The 23,542-nt window shown below is 69.9% G+C and carries 21 protein-coding genes; 11 read left to right on the top strand and 10 right to left on the bottom strand.

Annotated elements, in window-relative coordinates; translation table 11 throughout:
* The first annotated feature begins 153 nt into the window (after nucleotides 1-153).
* The 5 genes from F6X53_RS00105 (at nucleotide 154) to F6X53_RS00085 (ending at nucleotide 3,186) form a co-directional block, all read left to right on the top strand.
* A complete protein-coding gene (locus tag F6X53_RS00105) occupies nucleotides 154-612 on the top strand; it encodes a response regulator (protein ID WP_150995976.1) in 459 nt (152 codons plus the stop codon).
* A 49-nt stretch (nucleotides 613-661) separates the two neighbouring features.
* Nucleotides 662-871: a hypothetical protein gene (locus tag F6X53_RS00100; protein ID WP_150995974.1), complete on the top strand. Its 210-nt coding sequence runs from the start codon at nucleotides 662-664 to the stop codon at nucleotides 869-871.
* A gap of 117 nt (nucleotides 872-988) precedes the next feature.
* Entirely contained in the window at nucleotides 989-2,173 is a 1,185-nt protein-coding gene (locus F6X53_RS00095) for an esterase/lipase family protein (RefSeq protein ID WP_150995972.1), read from the top strand.
* 35 nt (nucleotides 2,174-2,208) lie between these two features.
* Nucleotides 2,209-2,820 carry a glutathione S-transferase family protein gene (locus F6X53_RS00090; RefSeq protein WP_150995970.1) on the top strand — a complete coding sequence of 204 codons (612 nt, stop codon included), beginning with the start codon at nucleotides 2,209-2,211 and terminating at the stop codon, nucleotides 2,818-2,820.
* A 102-nt stretch (nucleotides 2,821-2,922) separates the two neighbouring features.
* Complete coding sequence (locus F6X53_RS00085) at nucleotides 2,923-3,186, top strand: hypothetical protein (protein WP_238298385.1); 264 nt, start codon at nucleotides 2,923-2,925, stop codon at nucleotides 3,184-3,186.
* Here F6X53_RS00085 and F6X53_RS00080 read toward each other — a convergent pair.
* Together F6X53_RS00080 and F6X53_RS00075 are read right to left on the bottom strand one after the other, a co-directional pair.
* On the bottom strand, nucleotides 3,164-4,027 hold the full coding sequence (locus F6X53_RS00080) for a MipA/OmpV family protein (RefSeq protein ID WP_150995969.1): 864 nt from the start codon (nucleotides 4,025-4,027) through the stop codon (nucleotides 3,164-3,166). The two genes, F6X53_RS00085 and F6X53_RS00080, sit on opposite strands and share 23 nt — an antisense overlap.
* 189 nt (nucleotides 4,028-4,216) lie before the next feature.
* Nucleotides 4,217-5,398, bottom strand: coding sequence for an amidinotransferase (locus F6X53_RS00075; protein WP_150995967.1), 1,182 nt, complete (start codon nucleotides 5,396-5,398; stop codon nucleotides 4,217-4,219).
* A 208-nt stretch (nucleotides 5,399-5,606) separates the two neighbouring features.
* Between F6X53_RS00075 and F6X53_RS00070 the strand changes: the two genes are divergently transcribed.
* From F6X53_RS00070 to hpnK, 5 genes are all read left to right on the top strand, one after another.
* Nucleotides 5,607-6,731, top strand: coding sequence for a flippase-like domain-containing protein (locus tag F6X53_RS00070; protein WP_150995965.1), 1,125 nt, complete (start codon nucleotides 5,607-5,609; stop codon nucleotides 6,729-6,731).
* Nucleotides 6,722-7,342, top strand: coding sequence for an MlaC/ttg2D family ABC transporter substrate-binding protein (locus tag F6X53_RS00065; protein WP_150995963.1), 621 nt, complete (start codon nucleotides 6,722-6,724; stop codon nucleotides 7,340-7,342). Before F6X53_RS00070 ends, F6X53_RS00065 begins: the two co-directional genes overlap by 10 nt.
* 78 nt (nucleotides 7,343-7,420) lie before the next feature.
* Nucleotides 7,421-8,605: a bacteriohopanetetrol glucosamine biosynthesis glycosyltransferase HpnI gene (gene hpnI, locus F6X53_RS00060; RefSeq protein ID WP_150995960.1), complete on the top strand. Its 1,185-nt coding sequence runs from the start codon at nucleotides 7,421-7,423 to the stop codon at nucleotides 8,603-8,605.
* Between the two features lie 60 nt (nucleotides 8,606-8,665).
* The gene (gene hpnJ, locus F6X53_RS00055) at nucleotides 8,666-10,087 is read left to right on the top strand and encodes a hopanoid biosynthesis associated radical SAM protein HpnJ (protein ID WP_150995959.1); all 1,422 of its coding nucleotides are present in this window, start codon (nucleotides 8,666-8,668) and stop codon (nucleotides 10,085-10,087) included.
* Between the two features lie 83 nt (nucleotides 10,088-10,170).
* The gene (gene hpnK / locus F6X53_RS00050) at nucleotides 10,171-11,010 is read left to right on the top strand and encodes a hopanoid biosynthesis-associated protein HpnK (RefSeq protein ID WP_150995957.1); all 840 of its coding nucleotides are present in this window, start codon (nucleotides 10,171-10,173) and stop codon (nucleotides 11,008-11,010) included.
* On the opposite strand, the gene F6X53_RS00045 is transcribed toward hpnK, so the two are convergent.
* Both F6X53_RS00045 and F6X53_RS00040 read right to left on the bottom strand, forming a co-directional pair.
* Nucleotides 10,982-11,743: a spermidine synthase gene (locus F6X53_RS00045; RefSeq protein ID WP_150995955.1), complete on the bottom strand. Its 762-nt coding sequence runs from the start codon at nucleotides 11,741-11,743 to the stop codon at nucleotides 10,982-10,984. The two genes, hpnK and F6X53_RS00045, sit on opposite strands and share 29 nt — an antisense overlap.
* 49 nt (nucleotides 11,744-11,792) lie before the next feature.
* Nucleotides 11,793-14,444 (bottom strand): MMPL family transporter, encoded by a 2,652-nt coding sequence (locus F6X53_RS00040; RefSeq protein WP_150995953.1) that lies wholly within the window; start codon nucleotides 14,442-14,444, stop codon nucleotides 11,793-11,795.
* A gap of 599 nt (nucleotides 14,445-15,043) precedes the next feature.
* Here F6X53_RS00040 and hpnH point away from each other — a divergent pair.
* Nucleotides 15,044-16,207, top strand: coding sequence for an adenosyl-hopene transferase HpnH (gene hpnH, locus F6X53_RS00035; protein ID WP_150995951.1), 1,164 nt, complete (start codon nucleotides 15,044-15,046; stop codon nucleotides 16,205-16,207).
* 114 nt (nucleotides 16,208-16,321) lie between these two features.
* On the opposite strand, the gene F6X53_RS00030 is transcribed toward hpnH, so the two are convergent.
* The 6 genes from F6X53_RS00030 to hpnA all read right to left on the bottom strand — a co-directional run bounded on the left by F6X53_RS00030 (nucleotide 16,322) and on the right by hpnA (nucleotide 23,259).
* A complete protein-coding gene (locus F6X53_RS00030; RefSeq protein WP_150995949.1) occupies nucleotides 16,322-17,050 on the bottom strand; it encodes a phosphorylase in 729 nt (242 codons plus the stop codon).
* Between the two features lie 108 nt (nucleotides 17,051-17,158).
* Nucleotides 17,159-19,156, bottom strand: a complete 1,998-nt coding sequence (shc, locus tag F6X53_RS00025; RefSeq protein ID WP_150995947.1) for a squalene--hopene cyclase — start codon at nucleotides 19,154-19,156, stop codon at nucleotides 17,159-17,161.
* Nucleotides 19,157-19,197: 41 nt separating this feature from the next.
* Entirely contained in the window at nucleotides 19,198-20,487 is a 1,290-nt protein-coding gene (hpnE, locus tag F6X53_RS00020; RefSeq protein WP_150996672.1) for a hydroxysqualene dehydroxylase HpnE, read from the bottom strand.
* Nucleotides 20,484-21,338 carry a presqualene diphosphate synthase HpnD gene (hpnD, locus tag F6X53_RS00015; protein ID WP_150995945.1) on the bottom strand — a complete coding sequence of 285 codons (855 nt, stop codon included), beginning with the start codon at nucleotides 21,336-21,338 and terminating at the stop codon, nucleotides 20,484-20,486. The genes hpnE and hpnD overlap by 4 nt, the downstream gene beginning before the upstream one ends.
* Nucleotides 21,335-22,237, bottom strand: a complete 903-nt coding sequence (gene hpnC / locus F6X53_RS00010; protein WP_150995942.1) for a squalene synthase HpnC — start codon at nucleotides 22,235-22,237, stop codon at nucleotides 21,335-21,337. Before hpnC ends, hpnD begins: the two co-directional genes overlap by 4 nt.
* Nucleotides 22,234-23,259 carry a hopanoid-associated sugar epimerase gene (gene hpnA / locus F6X53_RS00005; RefSeq protein ID WP_150995940.1) on the bottom strand — a complete coding sequence of 342 codons (1,026 nt, stop codon included), beginning with the start codon at nucleotides 23,257-23,259 and terminating at the stop codon, nucleotides 22,234-22,236. The genes hpnC and hpnA overlap by 4 nt, the downstream gene beginning before the upstream one ends.
* Nucleotides 23,260-23,542: the final 283 nt, after the last annotated feature.

The following is a 23,542-nucleotide window of genomic DNA, read 5'->3' as shown; positions in this document are numbered from 1 at the left end:
GATGTCGGCTTTGCATCGACGCCGGTCTTGCTTCGATTCAGATCTTGCTTCGATGCAGGTCTTGCTTCGATGCGCGCCCGCTTTGTTACGGCGAAGATTCGATGAAACAAAACCGTGGGCTCGCCGTTCAGCCCAGATAGAGTGTCCCGGACCATGAGTGACGCGAACCCGTCGGGAACAAAGCCGGTCATCCTCGTCGTGGAGGACCAACCCGACGAGCGCTTCCTCGCGGCCACGCTCCTGGAAGAGACCGGCTTCACGGTGATCGAGGCCGAGACCGCCGAGCTCGCCCTCGCGATCCTCAACGACCGCGCCGAGGATGTCAGCGTCGTGTTCTCGGACGTGCGCACGCCCGGGCCGATCGGCGGCTTCGAGCTCGCCCGCATCATCGGGGTGACGTGGCCCCGCGTGCGCGTGCTCCTGACCTCCGGCGATGCCGGCGACCAGCCGAGCGACCTGCGGGTCTCCGCGACCTTCATCCCCAAGCCCTGGCGGGCGCAGGACATCCTGGCCTGGGTCGAGGAGGCCGCCGGCCGGCCGGATGGCAGCCGCAGCGGACCCTCCGTCATCGGGCCCGGCGGAAAATTAATTTCGCGCGAGATGGAAACCTGACGCCGAAGCCTCGTTGAGACGGTTCGCCGCAGCACAAGACGAGAGCCGGATGAAGATCGTGACCCCCGACCACGCCGCGCGCTACGGCCAGACTTGGGTTTCGGCCGGCGCGCCCTGCGAGACGACGCGGCTCGCGATGATCGGCGAGGACCTGCGCAGCCACTACGCCCCGGTGACGGACGAGACGCCCTCCGGCCTGCTCGCCGACCTGGCCCGCCGCGTCGAATCGCAGATCGCCCGCGCGCAGGCCGCCGGGTGAGCCGCGCCGGCATTGTCATGCAGCCCCGGCGTGGCTTCCGCGACATCGCCAGCAGGGGCAAATCTGCTATGTAGCGCCACCGGCTCCGCCGGTTGCGTCCGTACCGTCGAGCCCCACATGCAACTCAATTTCTGGTCCGGCCGTCTGGTCGGCGGATTGCTCGGATGTCTCGTCGGCCTCTCGCCGGCCCTGGCGGCGACGCCGCCGGCGCAGCCCGCCGAGGGACCCGGTGGCGTCGGGGACCGGGCGGCCACCATCGTCAAGCGCGGCCTCGGCCGCCCAAGCGCATCGACCTTCGCGTTCTACAAATCCGGTGCCGCCCCGGCGGAGGGGCGCTCCGTCGTGGTGTTCCTGCACGGCTGGGGCGCGGTGAACCCGCAATCCTATGGGGCCTGGATCGACCACCTCGCCCGGATGGGGCATCTCGTGCTGTTCCCGCGCTTCCAGGAGCCGAACCGCACCCGGCCGGCGGATGCGAGCGCCAATGCCGAGCGTCTGCTGAAGGCGGCCCTCGACGATCTCGCGAGTGATCCGGATGCCAAGCCGAATCTCGCCAAGGTGGCGCTGATCGGGCATCTGGCGGGCGCCCCGATCGCCGCCAACATCGCGGCCGAGGCCAAGGCGCAGGGGTTGCCCGCGCCCAAGCTCGTCTTCGCGGTGATGCCCGGCGGCATCGCCAGCAACCCGAAGGCGCGCGGCATCACGCTCGGGGACCTGGCGACCATCGCGCCCGACACCCTGCTGATCACGGTGATCGGCGACAAGGACGCGCGCGCGGCCGACGCGGCGGCCCGCCGGCTCCTGCGCGAGGCGAGCGCCGTGCCGCAGGACCGCAAGCTCCTCGTGCGCGCCCTCTCGGACGACCACGGCTTCCCGGCGCTGACCGCCACCCTGTCCTCGCCGGCCGGCATGGATCCGGCCTTCGACGGGGGCGCCATCAAGCTGCCGCCCGAGCCGAAGGACGCCAAGGCCCCGCCCTTCAAGTGGTCGGCCGACATGTCGCTGACGGGCGAGCAGCAGACCCTGGTGGCGCAGATCAACAATGCCCGCGCCGACAGCCTCGATTTCCTCGCCTATTGGAAGACGTTCGACCTCGCGGCGAGCGCGGCCTTCTCGGGGGCCGACGCGACCTCCCTCAAGAACAATTCGCGCTTCAGCGACATGGAGCGCTGGAACGATGGCTGGCCGGTGAAGCGTCTCGCGGTCGAGACGCCGCGCCCGAGCCCGCCGCACGCGCCCGCCGCGCCTGCGGCGAGCCCGGCGCCGGCCGCCCGCAACGCCACGGCGCCCCGCCGGCCCTGAGCCCGATCACCGCCCGAGACCGAGACGCCCAGCCCATGCAGCTCTTCCACTCGCATTTCTCGCCCTTCGTCCGAAAGGTGATGGTGGTCGCCCACGAGCTCGGCCTCGCCGACCGGATCGAGCTCCTGCCGAGCGCCGTCCACCCGATGAAGCGCGACCAGAGCGTGCTGGCCAAGCACCCGCTGGCGCAGGTCCCGACCCTCATCGACGATGCGGGCACGGCGATCGCCGACAGCCGCGTCATCTGCGAGTACCTCGACGATCTCGGGGGCAACAGGCTGTTCCCGGCGGCCGGCGCCGATCGCTGGCGCGCGCTGAACGAGCAATCCCTCGCCGACGGCGTCCTCGATGCGGCGCTGCTGATCCGCTACGAGCTGACGGCGCGGCAGGAGGGCGAGCGCTCGGCGGCCTGGATCGACGGGCAGACGGCCAAGATCGCCTCGGCCCTCGGCTGGTTCGAAGGGACGGCCCGGAGCTTCGCGGGCCGGGTCGATATCGGCACCATCGCGGTCGCGAGCGCGCTGGGCTACCTCGATCTGCGCTTCGGCGACCTCGCCTGGCGCGACCGGCACCCGGCGCTCGCCGCCTGGTATGCGGGCTTCGCCGAGCGGCCCTCGATGCTGGCGAGCCAGCCGCCCGCCGGCTGAGCCCGGCCCCGAGGGCTCGGGGCCTCGCGAGAAGCCGTTGCCCGGAGCCTTCCTGGCGCGCCGCTTGCTAGGCGTCTCGTTCCCCGTCCGGGACGCGCCGCCATGCCCGATTTCGTCGCCGCCCTCGCCGCAGCCGCCGCCTTCTGCGTCGGCCTCATCGCCCTGAACGCGATGACGCGCCTGATCCTGCACTGGAATGGCGCCCCGCCGGATCTCGCCGAGAACGGTTTCCTGCAGATCGGCGGCGCCCTCGTCCTCGCCAGGCTCGCGTACCGCCGGGCGCCGGGCGGAGCATCCGGGCGCCTGAGGGGCCCGGCCGCATCGGCGGCGGAGCGGGCGCCCCTCAGAACGGGGCCGGCACCGTGAAGCTGTAATCCACCTTGGCGCCGAACACGTACTGGTTCGGCGAGCCGAAGCCGCGGCGCACCAGCGGGCTGTCGGCGGTCGCGCCGAGGATGCGATTGTAGCCGGCATAGCCGGTCGCGGCCCATTGCTCGCTGAAGGTGTAGGTGAGGGCCCCGAGCCCGCCGGCCGTCACGTAGCTGCCGGGCGTGAAGGCGGTGATCCGGTCGTTGACGAGTGCCTCGATGGGCGTCACGCCGAAATAGCGCCGCGCGAAGGCCTGGTCGCCGAAGTTGAAGCGCGGCCCGAGCGAGACCTGGAACCGGCCCACCGGCTGGATCACGTCGAGGCCGACCGAGCCGACGAAGCCGTGATGCCCGAAGATCCCGTGCCGCAACTCCCCGCGCGCGCGCAGCCACGACACCGGGTAATACTCGACGAACGCGCCCGGCTCGACGGCGAACCCCGCGTCGCGCAACCCGAACAGGTGGCGGCGGTCATCCGCGAAGTAGCGCCCGGGAACGTAGCGGGCGGTCGCCCCGAAGCGGAAGCGCTCGCTGTCATAGACCGAGAAGCTGACCCCGTCATCGGGCGTGGAGAAGCGCTGCGGCGTGCCGGCCTCGCGGATGCCGATGCCGGGATAGCCCAAGGCCGTGTACTCGTCGCTGCCGGGCGAGCGGGGGGTCGCCTGGATGTTGCCCGTCAGGGTGACGATCCAGAGCGTCCGGTCGAGCTTCTCGAAGACCGGGACCTCGGGCGCGATCGCCAGGTCGGCCGCGAATGCGGGCCCGGCCAGGATCGCGGCCGCCAAGGCGGGACCCGCGAGACGGGCGGGCAGGCAGACCAGCGGGTGTCGCGAGACCATCGGGGCGTCCAGAGTGCGTTCGGCGCACCTTATGGACACAAACCGCGCGGTTCGCACGCGGGCGCAGGCGCGCCGCCTCCGGATCGGGCGCGCCTGTGTCGGCCCCGCAACGCCGGCATGCCCCACGAACCGGAAAGGGGCGCGCCGGCACGGCACGCCCCTTCCCATGATCGAACCTGCGCGACAGGCCTAGAAGTAGGATTTCAGCGTGCCGCGGCGGCGCACGTCGAGGGTGGCGCAGTGGAAGGAGCCGCCGAACGGGCCGTAGGACAGGAACGGCGCCGGGATCGGATCGAAGCCCCAATCCTTGAGGGCCTTGATCAGGGTCGGCTGGCTAGCGTCGACGACGATCTTCTTCTCGTCGAGGGCCAGGACGTTGATCGAGGTCCAGGGCGAGCACATCGAGATCTTGCTCATGAACCCCGAGACCGGGTCGGGGCGGGGCGCGATCAGCACGTCCCACTTCTTGAGCACCGCGGGCAGGCGCTCGACATCGACGTAATCCGGGTTGACCAGCACCTTGCCGGGCGCGAGCGGCATGAAGGACGAGTCGATATGCATCGGCTGCGGGCAGCGGCTCTCGATCTCGTGGATCCGGAAGCCGGGACCGAGGTGGCGGCGCAGCCACTCGATGCCCATCAGGTTCGTGACGTTGGAGCGCGTGACGAAAAGGTCACGCCCGCAGCGAACGAAATCGGCCGCGTCGAAGACGGGCTCGAACTCGTTCACGGTGAACTGCATCGGCTCGCCGGCCTTCAGGTTCGGCACCCGGTAATCGTAATTGTAGAGCTCGTCCGTGAGCTGCGGGCGCGGAGCCGAGGTCCAGCGGGCGCCGTTGCGGAAATACTCCTTGAACAGCGCGCGGTAGGCGTCGCCCTCGAAGTAGCGCGAGCGCCAGCACATCGGGCTCTCGATGATCTCGTCGCCGATGACGAGGTAGGGATCGCGCGGGCAGGCCACGCAGAAACCGCGCGACGACCAGCGCGGCGCCTTGAACTTGCGCGAGAAATCGACCGTGTCGGGGCGCCGGACGGTGACGCCCTCGCCGGCCAGGATCTTGATGAAGTTGTCGAGCTCGGCCTGCGCGAGCTTCTTCATGAATTTCGGGTACTTCCACCCCGACGCGAAGCGGTAGAAGGGCTGCGCGGCCCGCGGCAGGTTGAAGATCACGGTCAGGTGGTGGGTCGGGATCGTGGCGCCGTCGAGGGAGCCGACGATGACCTCCTCCAGGGGGTCCCACTCGTTCCAGGCCATCACCGGGGAATGGGGCGCGGGGGTGCCGGCGCCGGCCCCGATGCCCTGTCGGTCGGCCCCGGAATGAGCATCGTCGCGCACGGCCTCACCTGCCGTGACGTGCGAATCGCGGTCCATCAACGTCCCCTTCTGGCGTGTCCCGCAACCGTTTGATCCGGGGTCCAGCTCCCCGTGCTGCTTTGGTCAGCGGTGTGTCTATCGGGTGATAGACAACGCTGACAGAAGCTGCAACTTGCCAAGATGCTCCTCACGCCCGGTGCACTCTAGGTCGGCATCTCGGCGGGACATCAGCATTCTCCGCCTTCGCAGCCCCCGAAAGAGGACCATGAAGCGCCTGACGACCTTGGCTCTCATTGCCGGATTGTGCACCGTCGTCGGCCTGTTCCTGTCCTCCGGCCTGGAGGATGTGGCGGCGGCCGTCGTGAGCGCGGGCTGGGGTGCCCTGATCGTGGTCGCGGCCCGCGCCCTCGCGGTCGCCTGGGCCGGCCTCGGCTGGTTCGCCATCTTCCCGAAATTCGAGCGCCCGAGCCTCGCGGCCTGCATCAACCTGCGCTTCGTGCGCGAGGGGATCAACACGCTCCTGCCCGTGGCGACGGTCGGCGGCGATTTCGTCGGCGCCCGCCTCCTGACGAAGCGCGGCGTGACCGGCGGCCTCGCCGGCGCCAGCATGTTCGTCGACCTGATGACGCAGGCGCTGACCCAGCTGATCTTCACCGTGGCGGGCCTCGGCGTCCTGATCTGGCTCGCCGGGGACGGCCCGGTCGTGCGCACGGTGGCGGGCGGCCTCGCGGTCGCGACGCCGGCCATCGCGGCCTTCTACCTGATCCAGCGCCGCTCCGGGCACCGGGTGATCCAGGCGCTCATCAGCCGCTTCGCCTCGGGCCGCGAGTGGCGCGCGCTCGGCGCCATCGACGTGCTCTACGACAACCTGCGCAAGCTCTACGGCGCGCCGGCCCGCATCGCCAGCGGCATCGGCATCCACCTCCTGGGCTGGGTCATCGGCACCCTGGAGGTCTATGTCTGCCTGCACTTCATGGGCTATCCGGTGAGCTTCGCAGAGGCGGTGGTGATCGAGAGCCTGGCCCAGGCCGTCCGCGGCGCCGCCTTCGCGGTGCCGGGCGCCCTCGGCGCGCAGGAAGGCGGCCTGATCGCCCTCTGCGCCATCTTCGGCATCCCGGCGGAGGTCGCCCTCGCGCTCTCCCTGGTCAAGCGCCTCGCCGACCTCCTGATCGGTGTTCCCGGCCTCGTCGCCTGGCACCTCCTGGAGCGCAACGCCGCGCATGCGGAGACGGACGAGCGCGGCGCCGAGCTCGGCCGCCGCCTGACGCCGGTGCTCCAGCCCGCCACCGCGACGCTCGGCCCCTTCTACAGCTATGCCCCGCCCCGCAGCGCGCCGCCCGGCCTGCGCCCCGGCGAGGCCGAGCGTGGAGACCTGAAGAAGTGCGCCTGATCCGCCGAACCCTGGTCGCGCTCGCGCTGTCGGGTCTCGCCGCCGGCGCGGCCGCGATGCCCGCCCGGGCGGCGGACGACCCGGCGGTCCGGACGGTCGAGAGCCTCTACGCCAATTTCCAGGCGGCTTTGCAGACCGGCGCCAAGGACGTGAAGGCCCGGGTCGAGGCGATCGGCCCGGCCATGAAGGAGAGCTTCGACTTTCCCGCCATGGTCCGGGTCGCGGTCGGCCCGAAATGGAAGAGCTTCACGCCCGAGCAGCAGGGCGCGCTGACCGAGGCCTTTGGCCAGTACTTCACCACGACCTACGCCAACCGCCTCGGACAGGCCGCCGGCGGCACGTTCGAGGTCACCCCGCAGGCCGAGACACGCGGCCCGAGCCGGGTGGTGCACACCAAGGTGGCGAATGCCCAGGGTGAGGATTCCCAGATCGACTTCGTGATGAACCCGGGCCATCGCGTGCAGGACGTGCTCCTGAACGGCGATGTGAGCGAGATCGCGAGCCAGAGGTCGCTGTTCTCCGATCCGGTGAAGGCGGGGGGCGCCGACGCCCTGCTGAAATTCCTGCGCGAACGCACCGCCGGGATGCTCGCCGCCAAACCAGCGCCTTGAACGCAGACGACACGACCTCCGTCCCGGCCGCGGCTCCCGCGGCTCTCTCCCGATCTTCGTGACCGAGCGATGCCCTTCATGGACCTGACCTGGCTCTCGCCGATCTTTCTCGTCCTCGCGCTCGCCGGCTGCGTCTACGGTCTGCTGGCAGCTATCCTGGCCGGGCGCTTCGCCGGCCGGGCGGCGCCCGTCCTCTCGGCGGAGGCGCCGCGCCCCTCGGTGACGATGCTCAAGCCGCTCTGCGGCATGGAGCCGAACCTCTACGAGAACCTCGCGAGCTTCTGCGACCAGGCTTACACTGGGCCGATCCAGATCGTCTTCGGCGTGCAGAGCGCCTCGGATCCGGCGATCGGCGTGGTCCGCCGCCTGGAGGCCGCCTTCCCGCGCCTGCGCATCGACCTCGTGATCGACGCGCGCCAGCACGGCTCGAACCGCAAGGTCTCGAACCTCATCAACATGTCGGACCTCATCGCGCATGATCTCGTCGTGCTGGCCGACAGCGACATGGTGGTGAAGCCCGATTACCTCGCGCGCATCGTCGCCGAGATGTCCGTGCCCGGCGTCAACGGCGTCACCTGCCTGTATCACGGGGTTCCGGCGCATCGGGGCCTGCACGCGCAGCTCTCGGCGCTCGCCATCGACGTGCAGTTCCTGCCGAACGTCGTGATGGGCACCGCGCTCGGCCTCGCCAAGCCCTGCTTCGGCTCGACCATCGCCTTCACCCGCAAGGCGCTCGCCGAGATCGGCGGGTTCCAGACCTTCCGGAACGACCTCGCGGACGATTACGCCATCGGCGAGGCCCTGCGCGCCAACGGCCGGCACGTGGCGATCCCGAGCTTCACCATCGGGCATACCTGCGTCGATACCGAGCTCTCCGGCCTGTGGCGGCACGAGCTGCGCTGGAACCGCACCATCCGCAACGTCGACCCCGCCGGCTATGCCGGCTCGATCGTGACCCACGCCTTCCCGCTCGCGCTGATCGGCGCCCTGATGCCCGGCGCCGGGCACAGCGCGCTCGCGGTAGCAGCCCTGGCGCTCGCCTGCCGAATCGTTCTCTGCGTCCGCCTCGAGCGGGCGTTCGGCCTGGAGCCGCACGCCTACTGGCTGTTGCCGATTCGCGACATCCTCTCCTTCACCAACTTCTCCTGGAGCTTCGTCTCGGGGGCAGTGACATGGAAAGGTCACGATTATCGCGTCGTTGCGGATGGAACGCTTATTCCGGAGGCCAGCCTCAGTCGCGATGCTGAAGCCACCTCCGTCTGACCTTCGCGTCGACGCCGTTCGACTTGATCAATCCTGCCCTGCTCTGAGGCCCCGAACCCCATGCGCACGCTCTTTCTCCAGGCCCCCACCTTCGACGGCTTCGACGGTGGTGCCGGCTCCCGCTATCAGGCCAAGCGCGAGATCAAGTCGTTCTGGTACCCGACCTGGCTCGCCCAGCCGGCCGCCCTGGTGCCGAACTCGAAGCTGATCGACGCGCCCCCCCACAACATCAAGCTCCCCGAGATCGTCGCGCAGGCGAACGACTTCGATCTCGTGGTGCTCCACACCTCGGTTCCGTCCTTCAAGTCCGACGTGAAGACGATCGAGGCGCTGAAGGCCGCCAACCCGAAGCTGAAGGCCGGCCTCATCGGCGCCAAGGTGGCGGTGGACGCGGCCGGCGCCATGGCCCAGGCGCCCTGCATCGATTTCTGCGCCCGCAACGAGTTCGACTTCACCGTCAAGGAAGTCGCCGACGGCGTGGACATGTCCCAGATCAAGGGCCTGTCCTACCGCAATGCCGACGGCGTCGTGGTCCATAACGAGGACCGCGAGATCATGACGGACATGGACCAGCTGCCCTTCGTCACCTCGGTCTACAAGCGCGACCTGCAGATGGAGAAGTACTTCATCGGCTACCTGAAGCATCCCTACATCTCGTTCTACTCAGGGCGGGGCTGCAAGTCGCGCTGCACCTTCTGCCTCTGGCCGCAGACGGTGGGCGGCCACACCTACCGCACCCGCTCGGTCGCGCACGTGATCGAGGAGATCAAGTACTGCCTGAAGGAGTTCCCGCAGACGAAGGAGTTCTTCTTCGACGACGACACCTTCACGGACAACCTGCCGCGCGCCGAGGAGATCGCCCGCGAGCTCGGCAAGCTCGGCGTCACCTGGTCCTGCAACGCCAAGGCGAACGTGCCGCGCGAGACCCTCAAGGTCCTCAAGGATAACGGCCTGCGCCTGCTGCTGGTCGGCTACGAATCCGGCAACCAGCAGATCCTTCACAACATCAAGAAGGGCATGCGCGTCGAGGTGGCCGAGAAGTTCACCAAGGATTGCCACGATCTCGGCATCGCCATCCACGGCACCTTCATCCTCGGCCTGCCGGGCGAGTCGAAGGAGACGATCCGGGAGACGATCGAGTTCGCCAAGCGGATCAATCCCCACACCATCCAGGTCTCCCTCGCCGCGCCGTACCCGGGCACGTCCCTCTACAAGCAGGCGGTCGAGAATGGCTGGCTCGACGTGGAGAATGCCGAGCTCGTCGATGAGAACGGCGTGCAGGTCGCGCCGCTGCACTACCCGCATCTGTCGCATACGGAGATCTTCAACTCGGTGGAGGATTTCTACCGAAAGTTCTATTTCCGGGCCCCGAAGATCGCCTCGATCGTCAGCGAGATGGTTCGCTCGCCCGACATGATGAAACGCCGCCTGCGCGAGGGCGTCGAGTTCTACCGGTTCCTCAAGGAGCGCCAAGCCGCCTGATCACGGCGCGTTCGAGAGGTGTATGGCCGGGCGTCTCGCCCGGCCATTTTCATTTGCGGATTGAGCCGCGACCGGAGCCGAGCGTGAAGCGACTTGTCGTGACGGCCGACGATTTCGGCCTCAGCCCCGCGGTCAACGAGGCCGTCGAGCAGGCTCATCGCGACGGCATCCTGACGGCCGCGAGCCTGATGGTCTCGGCGCCCGCCGCCGCCGACGCGGTGGCGCGGGCCCGCCGCCTGCCATCCCTGCGGGTCGGCCTGCATCTCGTCCTGGTCGAGGCCTGGCCGACCCTGCCGGCGGGGCAATTGCCGGACCTGACGGATGCGCAGGGGCTGATGCGCCGGGACATGGGCCGTCTCGGCCTCGACCTCGCCCTCCGGGCATCCGCCCGGCGCCAGCTCGCCGCCGAGATCGCGGCGCAGTTCGAGGCCTACCGGGCGACCGGACTGCCCCTCGACCACGTCAACGCCCACAAGCATTTCCACGTCCATCCGCTGATCGCGGGCGCGGTCCTGCGCATCGGCGCCCGCTTCGGCATGCGGGCGCTCCGGGTTCCGCGCGAGCCGCGGGAGGTTCTGCGCCGGGCCGAGCCGGGGGCGAATCCGAAGCCCGCCCTCGACATCGCCCCCTGGGCGGCGCTGCTCGCCGTGCGGGCGCGACAAATGGGTCTGCTGATCCCCGACCGGACCCTCGGGCTCGCCTGGTCGGGGGCGATGACGCCGCGCCGCGTCGCCGCCCTCCTGGCGCATCTGCCCGATGGCCTGACGGAACTCTACACCCACCCGGCGAGCGCGGGCGGCTTCCCCGGCGAGGCGCCGGGCTACGCCTACGCGGCCGAGCGGGACGCGCTCATCGCCCCGGAGGCCCGGGCGGCGGTGGCGCGGCCCGGGCTGGTCAGCGGCGGCTTCTCGGACTTTCTCTGACTGCGCGCCCGCGCGGCACTGGCTCGCGGCGCGGGCCGGGCTTCGCGTCGGCCGCCCCGTCCCGCCGGGTCGCCAACCAGATGCAGTGGCGGGCGCCCCCGCGGCCCGCATGGGCCCGGACAATGGTCTCCTCGACCGCGAAGCCCGCCTGGCGCAGCCGCTGGCTGAAGGCCCGGTCGGGGCCGGCGGACCAGACCGCCAGGATGCCCCCCGGCCGCAGGGCGGCCCTGGCGGAGTGGAGGCCGGCGGCGTCGTAGAGGCCATCATTGGCCGCGCGCGTCAGGCCTTCGGGACCGTTATCGACATCGAGCAGGATGGCGTCGCAGGCGGCGGATTCCTGCCGGATCAGCGCGGCCACGTCGGCCTCGCGCAGGACGACCCGGGAATCGTCGAGGCTCGCCCCGTGGAGCTGCGCCATCGGGCCTCGCGCCCAGGCGATTACCGCCGGGACCAGCTCGGCGACGATGACCCGGGCATCCGGGCGCAGGGACGCGAGGGCGGCCCGCAGGGTGAAGCCCATGCCGAGGCCGCCGATCAGCAGGCGCGCCTCCGGGCGGGCTGCGATGCGGGCGCAGACGAGGTCCGCGAGCGCCTGCTCGGATCCGCTGAGACGGCTGTTCATCAGCTCGTTCTGGCCGAGCATGATCGAGAACTCGGTTCCCCGCCGCAGCAGCCGCAGGGTCCCGCCGCCGCCGGGGATCTCCGCGGTGTCGAGAGGCTCCCAGGGGATCATGCCCGCATCTCCGCCGGCCCCGCCTCGCTCGCGGCCTCCTCGACGACGCCTACTTGGCCGCCACCGTCTCGGCCTTGCGGGCGATCAGGGGATCGGCCTCCGCCGTCCTCCCCTCGGGCCGATCCGCGTCGGGCTTCTTCGGCGGGGGTCCCAGGAAGGCCGGGACCACGAAGAAGGCGGCCACGAGGGTGAAGAACAGCGACAGGGCGAGGAGCTTGCCCATGCTGGCCGTGCCCGGGTGGCTCGAGAGCACCAGCGAGCCGAAGGCCGTGCCGGTGGTGAGCGCCGAGAAGAAGATCGCCCGCGTCAGGCTCGAGGCCAGCATGTCGGCCACGCCCGCCCGCCAGGCGATCACGTAGTAGATGTGGAAGGCGACGCCCACCGCGAGCATGAGCGGCAGCGCGATGATGTTGGCGAAGTTCAGCGGCATGCCGACGACCTTCAGGGCCATCAGGGTCCAGAGGGTGGCCAGCACCAGCGGGCCGAGGGTCATCGCCACGTCCCAGGGTTTGCGCAGGGCCACCGACAGGATGATGAAGATCAGCACCAGAGCGGTGAGCCCGGCCTGCACGAAGGCGCCCAGGATGGTGTAGCTCGACGAGGTCGTGGCCACCGGCGCGCCGGTGGCGTGCGGCGCGATGGTCTGCACTTCCTTGGCGAAGCGGCGCAGAACCTGGTCGTTGTTGGAATTGCCCTTCGGGTGCACCTCGATGCGGGCGCGCCCGTCCGCGGCGACCCACTCGGCCTTGAGCTGCGGCGGCAGGTTCTCCAGCGTGATCTTCTCCGGGTGGAGCAGGCCGCGCAGGCGCATGAGCAGGGTCTTGAGATCCGTCGTCAGCGCCACCGAGGCGGCCTCGCGGGTGGCGACCGGGGCGTTGCCGAGCTTGTCGAGGGTGGTCGAGAGGGCGCCCGCGGTCTTGGTCCCCGGCTGGTCGCCGACCGCCAGGGTGCGGAGCGCCGCGGCGGCCTCCTTGATGGCCTTCACGTTCTCGGCATCGGTCGGCGGCGGCGGGCGCCGGCCCGGGTTGAGGATCGGGTCGAGGAGCTGAGCCGTGTCCGCGATCGTGGCGAGCTTCTGGTCCTGGTCGCGGGGCACGAAGGTGTCGATGCTGACGGTCTGGGCGACGGCGGAGAGGCCTTCGAGCCGCTTCGACACGTCCGGCACGTCGGCGACCGAGGGGGCCAGCACGTCGATGACGTTCGGGCTCGTCGCCGGGTCCTTGATCAGGTCGAGATAGGTCGCGATCGATTCGACCTTCGGGCTGCGCAGATGCATCGGGTTCGAATCGAAGGGGAGCTTCCACAAGAGCGGCATGCCCGCCAGCGTGATCAGGCCGACGCCGATCAGCACGCCCTTGCGGTTGCGCAGGATCCAGGGATCGACCCCCGCGAGCCAGGTGGTCTCGACCGCCTCCTTCTCGCCCCGAGGCTTGAACACCGCGATCAGCGCCGGCAGCAGCGTCAGGGCGAACAGGTAGGCCACCACCATGCCGACGCCCGCGATCAGGCCGAGCTCGGACACGCCCCGGAAGGCGGTGGGCAGGAAGGCGAAGAATCCCGCGATGAGCGAGATGGCGGCGAGCGTCAGCGACCAGCCGACGCCGCGCGCGGCGGCCCGGATCGCCGCCTCGAGGCTCGGCTGCTCGTAGCGGTCGGCCCGGTAGCGCACGGCGAACTGGATGCCGAAATCGATGCCGAGGCCGACGAACAGGGCCGCGAAGGCCACCGAGATCGGGTTCAGCTCGCCCACCATCAGCAGGCCAAGGGCCGCCGTGACGATGAGGCCCGAGAAGGTGGTGATCAGCACCGCCACCACCAGGGGGGCCGAGCGGAGCGCCAGCCACAGGAACAGAACGATCGCCCCGACCGTGACGGAGTTGTTGAGGACGGCGTCGTCGGAGAGGGTCGAGAACTCGTCATCCGCCACCGCGACCGGCCCGGTCAGGCGCATGCGCAGGCCGTGCTCGGGGGTGATCTTGAGGTTCTTGCCGACGTTGCGGATCAGCTTGGAGGCCGCGTAGCCCGGCTGCAGCGCGTTGAAGTCGAGGACCGGCTGGATCATCACGAACTTGCGCAGGTCCGTGCTCCGGCTCTCGCCGCCGGAGAGGAGGAGCTGCCACGACATCCGCGCCGGCTCGCCGGCGAGCACGGTCTCGAGGGTCGTGTTGATCTGCCCCATGGGCTTTTCGAGCTCGTCGAGCTTGGCGTCGCCGCTCTTCACGCCCTTGGCGCCGAGCGTGAGCACCCGCATCACGCCGCGCAGCGACGGATCGGCCGCGAGCGGGCCGAGGAGGCCCTGCTGCTGCACCAGCTGCTCGGTGGTCTTCTCCAATTCCTGCTGCGACATCAGCAGGAGGCCGTTCTTGTCGAAGAACGGCCCGCCATCGGGGCGGTTGACGGTCTCGATCAGATTCTTGTGGACAGCTAGCGCCTTGGCGAGCTCGGCGGCGGCTTCCTCCGCGGCCTCGGGCGTGCGGCCGTCGATCACCGCCACGATGGTGTTGGTGCGCTGGGGGAAGGCCTTCTCGTAATTGATCTCGTCCTGGCGCCAGGGCTCCTTGGCGTCGATCAGCCGCTCGACATCGGTGTTGATGCGGAAGAGGTGGGCGGCGACGCCGGCGCTCATCGCCGTCATCAGGGCGATGACGGCGATGACGATCCAGCGACGCTGGACGGAAAACGCGACGAGACGTTCGATCACGAGTATCCTGCCTGCTTAGAGCACCGACCGGAAAAAGGCTGCGGCTTTCCGGGGGAGAATGTGCGACGCAACGGGAAACCAGGGCGTTTGCCACAAACACCCGCTCATGGGAAACGCCCCGGGGCCGGACCCGCGCCGCGGATCACGGCCATATAGGGACCGACCGATTTCTCCCGCGCCGCGAGACGCTTGCCGTCGGCCCGCAGCGATGGGGCTGCTCAGTAAAGGGACGAGGGCCCGAATGCAACGCGGGTCGAGTTTTCTCGGTTTTTCCTGTGCTCCAGGTGTGATTTCGCACCGCAACAAGCTTACGGCCAAGCTCAACCTGCAGTCGTTGTCTCAATCCCGACGCAAAGCTGGCATTCGATGGCGGGGCTAGGAAAACGCGCCGTGCCTGGGATAGGCGTCTGCCCACGCGAGTGGCGGAAGCCCGCGGGACGTTACGGCTGTGGCCTCCATGCGTCATCTCCGGAAACACGTGCGCGTGCGTCGGAATAGGGTCCGGTTTGAGATCCATTCCAACCTAGATCGCTGGAATTCGTATCCTTTTCACGCTAAGCAGCCCGTCAATCTGGGGCCAAAAACAAAGGAGCCGCGTCTTGGGTATTCCCCTCCGGTACGTCGCGAAGATCGGCGGCTACATCCTCAAGCAGCACCTGACGGGGCGCAAGCGCTATCCTCTGGTGATGATGATGGAGCCCCTGTTCCGCTGCAATCTCGCCTGCGCCGGATGCGGCAAGATCGACTATCCGGACGAGATCCTGAACAAGCGCCTGCCCGTCGCCGACGCGCTCGAATCAGTGCGCGAGTGCGGCGCACCCGTGGTGGTGATCGCGGGCGGCGAGCCGCTTCTCCACAAGGATCTGCCCCAGATCGTCGAGGGCATCATCGCCCAGAAGAAGTTCGCCATCGTCTGCACGAACGCGCTCCTCCTCGAGAAGAAGATCAAGGAGTACAAGCCGAGCCCGTACTTCACCTGGTCGATCCATCTCGACGGCGACAAGGAGATGCACGACCAGTCGGTGTGCCAGCGCGGCGTGTATGACAAGGCCGTCTCGGCCATCAAGACCGCCAAGGAGATGGGCTTCCGGGTCACCATCAACTGCACGTTCTTCAACAATTCCTCGGCCGACAAGATCGCGGACTTCTTCGACAGCGTGACGAAGATGGGCATCGACGGCATCACCGTCTCGCCCGGCTACGCCTACGAGCGGGCCCCCGACCAGAAGCACTTCCTCAACCGGAAGGCCACGAAGGACCTGTTCCGCGGCGTGTTCCGGCACGGCAAGGAGAAGGGCCGCGAGAAGTGGACCTTCCAGCAATCGGGCCTGTTCCTCGACTTCCTCGCCGGCAACCAGACCTACCATTGCACCCCCTGGGGCAACCCGACCCGCACCGTCTTCGGCTGGCAGAAGCCCTGCTATCTCCTCGGCGAGGGCTACGCGGCGACCTTCAAGGAGTTGATGGAAGAGACCGACTGGGACGCCTACGGCACCGGCAATTACGAGAAGTGCGCCGATTGCATGGTGCATTCCGGCTACGAGGCCTCCTCGGTGGTCGATTCGGTGCGCAAGCCCTGGAAGCCCCTCGTCCACGCGATTCGCGGCATCAAGACCGAGGGCGAGATGGCACCCGAGGTCAGCCTCGAGAATCAGCGCCCGGCGGAGTTCGTGTTCTCGCGCAACGTCGCCCAGAAGCTCTCGGAGATCAAAGCCTCCGGCATCGACACGAAGCAGGAAGCCCGCAAGCGCACCGCCGCCTGAGGCGCCGCCGCGCAGCATCCTGACCGACGACGCGAAAGCCCCGCGGGTCTCCCGCGGGGCTTTTCTTTGGGCAATGCCGAGGGGCGCAGCCCACCGGCTGGGGCCGAGCTGTGGTCAGATACCGAGGCCCACCCCGAGCCGAGCGCGGGCCCGGCTCAGGGACCCGAAGGCCGCCGAGGAATCGCGGGCGAGGCGAATCAGGCTGCCGAGACTGGCCGAGCCCCGCACCAGCGCCCCCAGAACCTTGCCGAGATCGGGCTCGCCATTCGGCTTCAGCGCCTGCGCGGCGAAGGCCGGCAAGGCCTGCTCGGCCGGATCGCAGACGACCCGGATCGCCGCGAAGGGCAGCCCGTGCCGGCCCGCGAAATCCGCCGCGACATGCGATTCCATGTCGACGGCGCAGGCGCCCGAGACCGCCCGAAGCTCGGCCTTGCCGGCGAGCGTCGTCACGGCGGCGTCGACCCCCGCGAGATCACCGCTGACGACCCGCAGGCGGGAATCCTGAAGCCGCGCCAGGAGGCTGCGCACCAGCGCCGAATCGGCCGGGCTGCGGCCGGACTCCGAGACGATGCCCGCGGCAATCACGATATCGCCCGGAGCCAGGGCCGGGTCGAGGCCGCCCGCGATCCCGAAGCTGACGACGGCCCGGCATCCGGCCTCACGCCGCTCGGCGAGGAATTGGCGCAGCCGGTGCGGGTTTCCGCCGGTTCCGACCGCGATCACGCCCGGCCCCTCGGCCATACGCGCCTCCTTGGCGAGCCCGGTAACCGCGAGGACGGGCAGGGGGCCAGTCTCGCGGCCCGTCAACGCGGGGGATCCGTCGGTCCGCGCCACGCGGGTCATGCGGGCCGTCGTTCAGGGGAGGGACTTGCGCGCAGCATGCGTTCCGGGCCTTCCGAGCGGCGTTCCGGGGCTGGCTGGGCGCGGGGCCCAAATCCGGGCCCCGGCGCCTCACATCCCGAAGGCGACCTGGCGGGTGTTGCTATGCTTCAGGTTGCGGTAGCGCGCCATGGCCCAGAGCGGGAAGAACTTCGAGTAGCCGTGGTAGCGCAGGTAGAACACCCGCGGGAACCCGGTCGCGGTGTAGCGCTCCTCGTTCCAGAACCCGTCCGCGCCCTGCGTGCGCGCCAGATAATTGATGCCGCGCGTCACCGCCGCCTCGTCGGCCGCGCCGGCTGCCATCAGGGCGAGCAGGGCCCAGGCGGTCTGCGAGGCGGTGCTGTAGCCGGGCTCGAAGGCCGGATCGATCTTGTAGCTCGACGCGTCCTCGCCCCAGCCGCCATCCGGATTCTGGATGCGGATCAGCCAGGCCACGGCGCGCCGGACCTCCGGCGATTGCGGATCGACGCCCGCCGCGTTCAGGGCGCAGAGGACCGACCAGGTCCCGTAGATGAAGTTCATGCCCCAGCGGCCGTACCAGCTGCCGTCCTTCTCCTGCTCGGCGAACAGGTAATCGACGCCCCGGTCGAGGGCCTTGGAGCTCGCCCGGGTCTCGCCGAGCTGGGCGAGCATCGAGACGACGCGGGCCGTCACGTCCGCGGTCGGCGGGTCGAGGAGCGCGCCGTGGTCCGAGAACGGGATATGGTTCAGGTACATGTGGTTGTTGTCGGCATCGAAGGCCGCCCAACCCCCATCGCTCGATTGCAGGCCCTCGACCCATTCGCGGGCGCGGGCGATCGCGGTGGTGTAATCGGGCATGTCGGCCACGAGGCCGTGCTGGCGCATGGCCCGGTGCATCGCCATCACCACCACCGCGGTGTCGTCGAGATCGGGATAATGGGCGTTGGCGTACTGGAACGCCCAGCCGCCCGGACGCACGTTCGGCCGGCTCGCCGCCCAGTCGCCGACGATGTCGAGGACCTGACGGGGCTTCAGCCAGTCGAGCCCGCGGCGGGCCTGCTGCTCGGCGTCGGGGCCGCCGGCCTCGAGCAGCGCGTGGCTCGCGAGAGCCGTATCCCAGACCGGCGAGACGCAGGGCTGGACATAAGCCTCGTGATCCTTCTCGACCACGAGCTTCTCGATCGCCTCGCAGGCGATGCGGACCTGCGGGTGATCGGACGGGTACCCCATCACCTCGTACATCAGCACCGTGTTGACCATGGCGGGGAAGATGGCCCCGAGGCCGTCCTCGCCGTTCAGGCGCTCGCTCACCCAGGCGACGGCCTTCTCCTTGGCGCGCCGGCGCGGCGTCTTCGGGAGGAAGTTCTCGACCTTCTGCAGCACCCGGTCGATGCCGCCGAAGATCGGGGTCCAGGGCCAGGTGGCGTGCGGCGAGCCCGGCCAGGTGCGGACATGGTCCGGCGGGGTGACGAACAGTTCCTGCACGCCGATGCCGCGCGGATTGCGGGCGCGGGGCTTCGTCGCCTGCAGCACGAACATGGGCACCATCACGCAGCGGGCCCAGTACGAGACCTTGTCGAGGTGGAACGGGAACCACTTCGGCAGGAACATCACCTCGACCGGCATCACCGGGACGGCGCGCCAGGGCACCTCGCCGTAGAGGGCGAGGAGGAAGCGGGTGAAGACGTTGGAATTCGCGGCGCCGCCGCGCGACAGGATCGCCTCGCGGGCGCGGCGCATATGCGGCGCCTCGATGTCGTCGCCGATCATCTTGAGGGCGAAATAGGCCTTCACGCTGGCGCTGATGTCGAAGGGGCCCTCGTGCACAAGGGCCCAGCCGCCGTGCTTGCCCTGCGTCCGGCGCAGGTACTGAGCGATCTTCTCCTCGAGGCCGGGACGAGGCGTGGTCGCGCGGAACTGATGGAACAGGATGTACTCGGACGGGATGGTGGCATCCGCCTCGAGCTCGAAGCAGATATGGCCGTCGGCATGCGCGAGGCGCGTCAACGCCCGCGTCGCGCTCACCACGCCGCGCTCGACATCCTCCAGGGAAATGTCCTGGGTCTTCGGGCGCTGCAGCGCCTCGACCTTGTTCACAGCCTCTCGCATCGTCCTCGCCTTACCGGCCCCTCATCAGGCGGCCGTATGCCTCACGCCGCGCCGCGTCCGCGTGCCGGTTCGCACATGAGTGCGAGCGCGGCGGTTTTGCCTGAGCGGATCGCTCCCTCGATCGTCGATGGCAGGCCGGTCGCGGTCCAATCGCCTGCCAGGACGAGATTGTCGTAATGCGTCGCTGCCGCCGGGCGCCGCGCCGCCTCTTCGGGCGTTGCGGCGAAGGTTGCGCGCTTCTCCTTGACGATCTGCCAGCTAGGCAGTTCCGGATCAAGATTGCCGAGGGTTGCAATCTCCGACCAGATCTGCCGCGCCAAGTCTTCGCGCGGCGTATCGAGCAGACGATCGGCGCCGCTGATCGTGACTGAATACCGGTCGGGATAAGCAAACAACCATTCCGTGAGGCCGTTTACGACGCCGAGAAGAAGCGGGCTCCCGGCTTTTGGAACCACAGCAAAATGCGCGTTGACGATGGAGCGGAAGTTCTTGGGCGCGGCCAGTCCCGGCAGGATCTCGGCCGCGACCCAGGGCGGCAGCGCCAGCACCACCGAATCATCGGGGCCGAGATCGACGGGCTCGTCGGTGAAGTCGAGCCGCGCGATCCGGCCCGCGCCGAAGCTCAGGCCGCGCAGGCGGCGGCCGAAGCGGATCTCGGCGCCCTTGCGCTCGAGATAGGCGACAGCCGGGTCGACGAAGGCCGCCGAGAGGCCGGCGACCGCCACGAGGGGGCGGCAGGCGCTGCCGCCGGCGCCCAGCGTCTCGCGCAGGATCCTGGCCGCCAGGCCGACATCGCTCTCGCGGGGATCGGTGTTGAGGGCCGCGAGCAGCACCGGGTGCCACAAGCGCTCGTAGAGCACGCCCTCGCAGGCCATGCTCTGCCCGATGGTGCCGCCCTGGCCCTCGGGCTTGCCGGCCGCGGCCTTGAGGATGCCGAGCGGCGCCAGGTAGTCGCGGGCGCGGCTGCCCGGCACCCGCCGGGCCCGGCTGAGGATCCACCAGGGCAGGCGCCCGGCATTCGGGCGCAGGCGCCAGCGCTCGCCCGAACGCAGGTCGGCGAAGTCGAACGCGGCCTCGGCGGGTCCGGTCAGGGCATCCGCCGGGGCGCCGATGATCCGCATGAAGCCGAGCGAATCGGTGTTGCCCGACAGGAGCAGGTGGTTACCGTTGTCGATCGTCAGGCCGAGCGTCGGGTCGTAATAGGAGCGGCAGCGCCCCCCCGCCTGCTTGGCGGCCTCGTGCAGCACGACGCGCGCCCCGCGCTCGACGAGCGAGACGGCGGCCGAGAGGCCGGCCAGGCCGGCGCCGACGACGTGGATGGTGGCCATCAGACGATCCCGTGACGCAGGGCGACCGCCAGGAGGGCGAGCTTGCCGGGCTTCACCCGGCCGCGGGGCGCCTGCCAGCCCCGCCGCAGCAGGGCGTCGAGGTAGAGCCGGTAGGCCGCGGCCATCAGGCGGGCCGCCTTCGTGGCCTTGCGGGGAGAGCGCCCGATGATGTCCCAGGTCGCCCGGTAATGGGCGTCGGCCTCCCGCGCGACCGCGGCGCAGACCTCCCCGATTCGCGGATGCGCGATCGCCGCCTGGGGCGTCGGCGCAGTCAGGCCGATGGCCGCGAGCTTCTCGCGCGGAAGGTAGAGGCGGCCCCGCCCGGCATCCTCGTCGATGTCGCGCAGGATGTTGGTGAGCTGGAGCGCCCGGCCCTGGTGCCACGCGAGGCGGATGCCGTCTTCCTCCGGCATGCCGAAGATCCGCACCGAGAGGCGCCCGACCGCGCTGGCCACCCGGTCGCAATAGAGATCGAGGGCGGCCTCGTCCGGCGCCACGATGTCCTCGAAGGCGTCCATCGCCATGCCGTCGATGACGGCGTGGAAATCCGCGCGCTTGAGATCGTACGCGCGCACCGGCCCGACGAGATCCTGGACGCGCGCCGGCGGCTTGCCGGCGAAGAGCGCATCGATGTCGGCGCGCCAGCGGTCGAGCTCGGCGGCGCGGATCTCGGCCGGCCCGCCGTCATCGGCCACGTCGTCGACGGCGCGGCAGAAGGCGTAGACGGCGTACATGGCCTCGCGCCGGGGCTTCGGCAGCAGGCGCATCGCGGTGTAGAACGAGGAGCCGGCCGCCGGCAGGGCGGGCGCCGCCGCGCCGGCGGTCTCGGGCATCGGCGTCGCGGTGGCGCTCAACGTCGCGCTCCTTCAGCAGCGGCGGCGCGCAGGGCTCGCCCACGGAAGGGGCGGCGCGCCAGGGTCCCGAGGATCCCCCCGAGGGCCGTCAGGGCGAAGGCCGCCTTGCCGTGATGGACCTTCTCGGACAAGGGATCGCGCGTCGTCAGCCCACGGGCCAGCACCACGGCCAGACGATGGATCGCGGCGATCTCAAGGGCGAGACGCAGGTCGTCGATGAGGTCGGGCAGCACCGCGCCCTCATCGAGCAATCCGAGGGTACGCTCGGCCAGCTCCGCGATCACGGCGCGCAGCTGCGGGCTCGCGCGCTCAGTGCCGAGCATCGCCACGCTGGCGCCGTGGCGATCGAGGCTGTCCTGCGGGATGTAGACCCGGTCGAGGTCGCGGAAATCCTTTCCGCAATCCTGGAGGTGGTTGATGATCTGCAGGGCGGCGCAGATGGCGTCCGACGCGGCCCAGACCCGGGCCGGATCCTCCCCGTGCACGTCGAGCACGTAGCGGCCGACCGGCATCGCCGAGTAGCGGCAGTAATGGATCAGCTCGTCCCAATCCGCGTACCGGCTCTTGCGCGCATCCATCCGGAAGGCGTCGAGGAGTTCGAGGGCGTGGGTCGGCGCCAGATTGCGGGCGGCGAGCTCCCGCCGCAGGGGCTCGGCCTCCTCGTCGCGGGGCCCCCTGCCGGTGAGCGCGTCGGCGAGGCCGTCGAGGAGCGCAATCTTGCGCTCGGGCGACAGGCCGCCATGGTCGGCGACGTCGTCGCCGGCCCTGACGAAGTCGTAGAAGGCCAGGATCGCGCCGCGGTGGCGCGGATGGATCAGGTGGGAGGCGACCGGGAAGTTCTCGTCGCGGTGCCCCTTGCCGGAGCGCGCGGCGGTCGCGTTCTGCAGGCCCGCGCTCACCTCAGGTACCCCGCGCCGCGAAACCACCGGATCGCGTCGGACAGGCCCTCGCGATAGGGCCGCGCGGTGTAGGCGAGCTCGGTCCGCGCCTTGGCGTCGGTGAAGAACATCCGGTAGCGGGACATGCGGATGCCGTCGATGGTCGCGAAGGGCGCCTTGCCGGTGAAGCGGGCGACCTGCTCGGACACGAAGGCGATCGGGTAGACCACCGCCCGGGGCAGGTTCACGGTCGGCGGCTTGCGCCCGACCATGCCGGCGATGTCAGCGAGCATCTGCGACAGGAGCACGTTTTCGCCGCCGAGGATGTACTTCTCGCCGAGGCGGCCCTTCTGCAGGGCGAGAAGATGCCCGGCCGCGACGTCGTCCACATGGGCGAGGTTGAGCCCGGTATCGACGAAGGCCGGCATCCGGCCGAGCGCGGCCTCCTGGATGATGCGCCCCGTCGGCGTCGGCTTCACGTCCCGCGGGCCGATGGGCGTCGAGGGGTTCACGATCACGGCGGGCAGGCCGTCGCGTGCCACCATCTCGTCGACCACGCGCTCGGCCACGACCTTGCTGCGCTTGTAGGCGCCGATCGCGGTGCCGGGGGTGAGGGGCCGGGTCTCGTCGGCGGGCGTGCCGTCGTCGTGCGGCTTGATGGTGGCGACGCTCGACGTGTAGACGATGCGCTCGACGCCCGCCCGCAAGGCCGCCTCCATCAGGAGGCGCGTGCCGTCGCGGTTGGTGCGGACGAGCTCCTCCATGTCGGGCGCCCAGAGCCGGTAATCGGCCGCCGCGTGGACGAGGTAGCGCATGCCCCGCATGGCGCCGGCCACCGCCGCGGCGTCGCGCATGTCGCCCTCCGCGGTCTCGACATCGGTCCAGGTCAGATTCGTACGCGGGCTCGAGGCGCGCACCAGGATCCGGACCGGAAAGCCGGCCGCCCGAAACACGTCGACCAGGGCGGCGCCGAGAAATCCGCTCGCGCCGGTGATCAGCACGGGGCCGGGATCGGAGATGCCGGTCTGGGTCGCCTCTGCCATCACGCTCGTATCGTCAAAGGAAAACGGCGCCCGAGGGTGATTTCCACCCTGGGCGACCCGTCATGCCGCGCGCTTGTGTCATCGAACGGCGGATTGGACAAGGATTTGGCGGCCACACCCCGGCGCGAAGCCCTGCGCGGCCACCCGAAAGCCGCGGCCTCAGGCGAGGCGCAGCCGGCTGCCGGTCCGGCTGTCCTGACGCTCCGGCAGGGTGTCCCGGACGAGGGCCACGATGGCGTCGGCGTCGAGGCCGGCCTCGGCATACATGCGCTCGGGGGTGTCG

Source organism: Methylobacterium soli, assembly GCF_008806385.1.
Classification (GTDB): domain Bacteria; phylum Pseudomonadota; class Alphaproteobacteria; order Rhizobiales; family Beijerinckiaceae; genus Methylobacterium; species Methylobacterium soli.
Note: the sequence above shows the minus strand (reverse complement) of the source record. Positions and strands in the feature narration are given on the sequence as shown.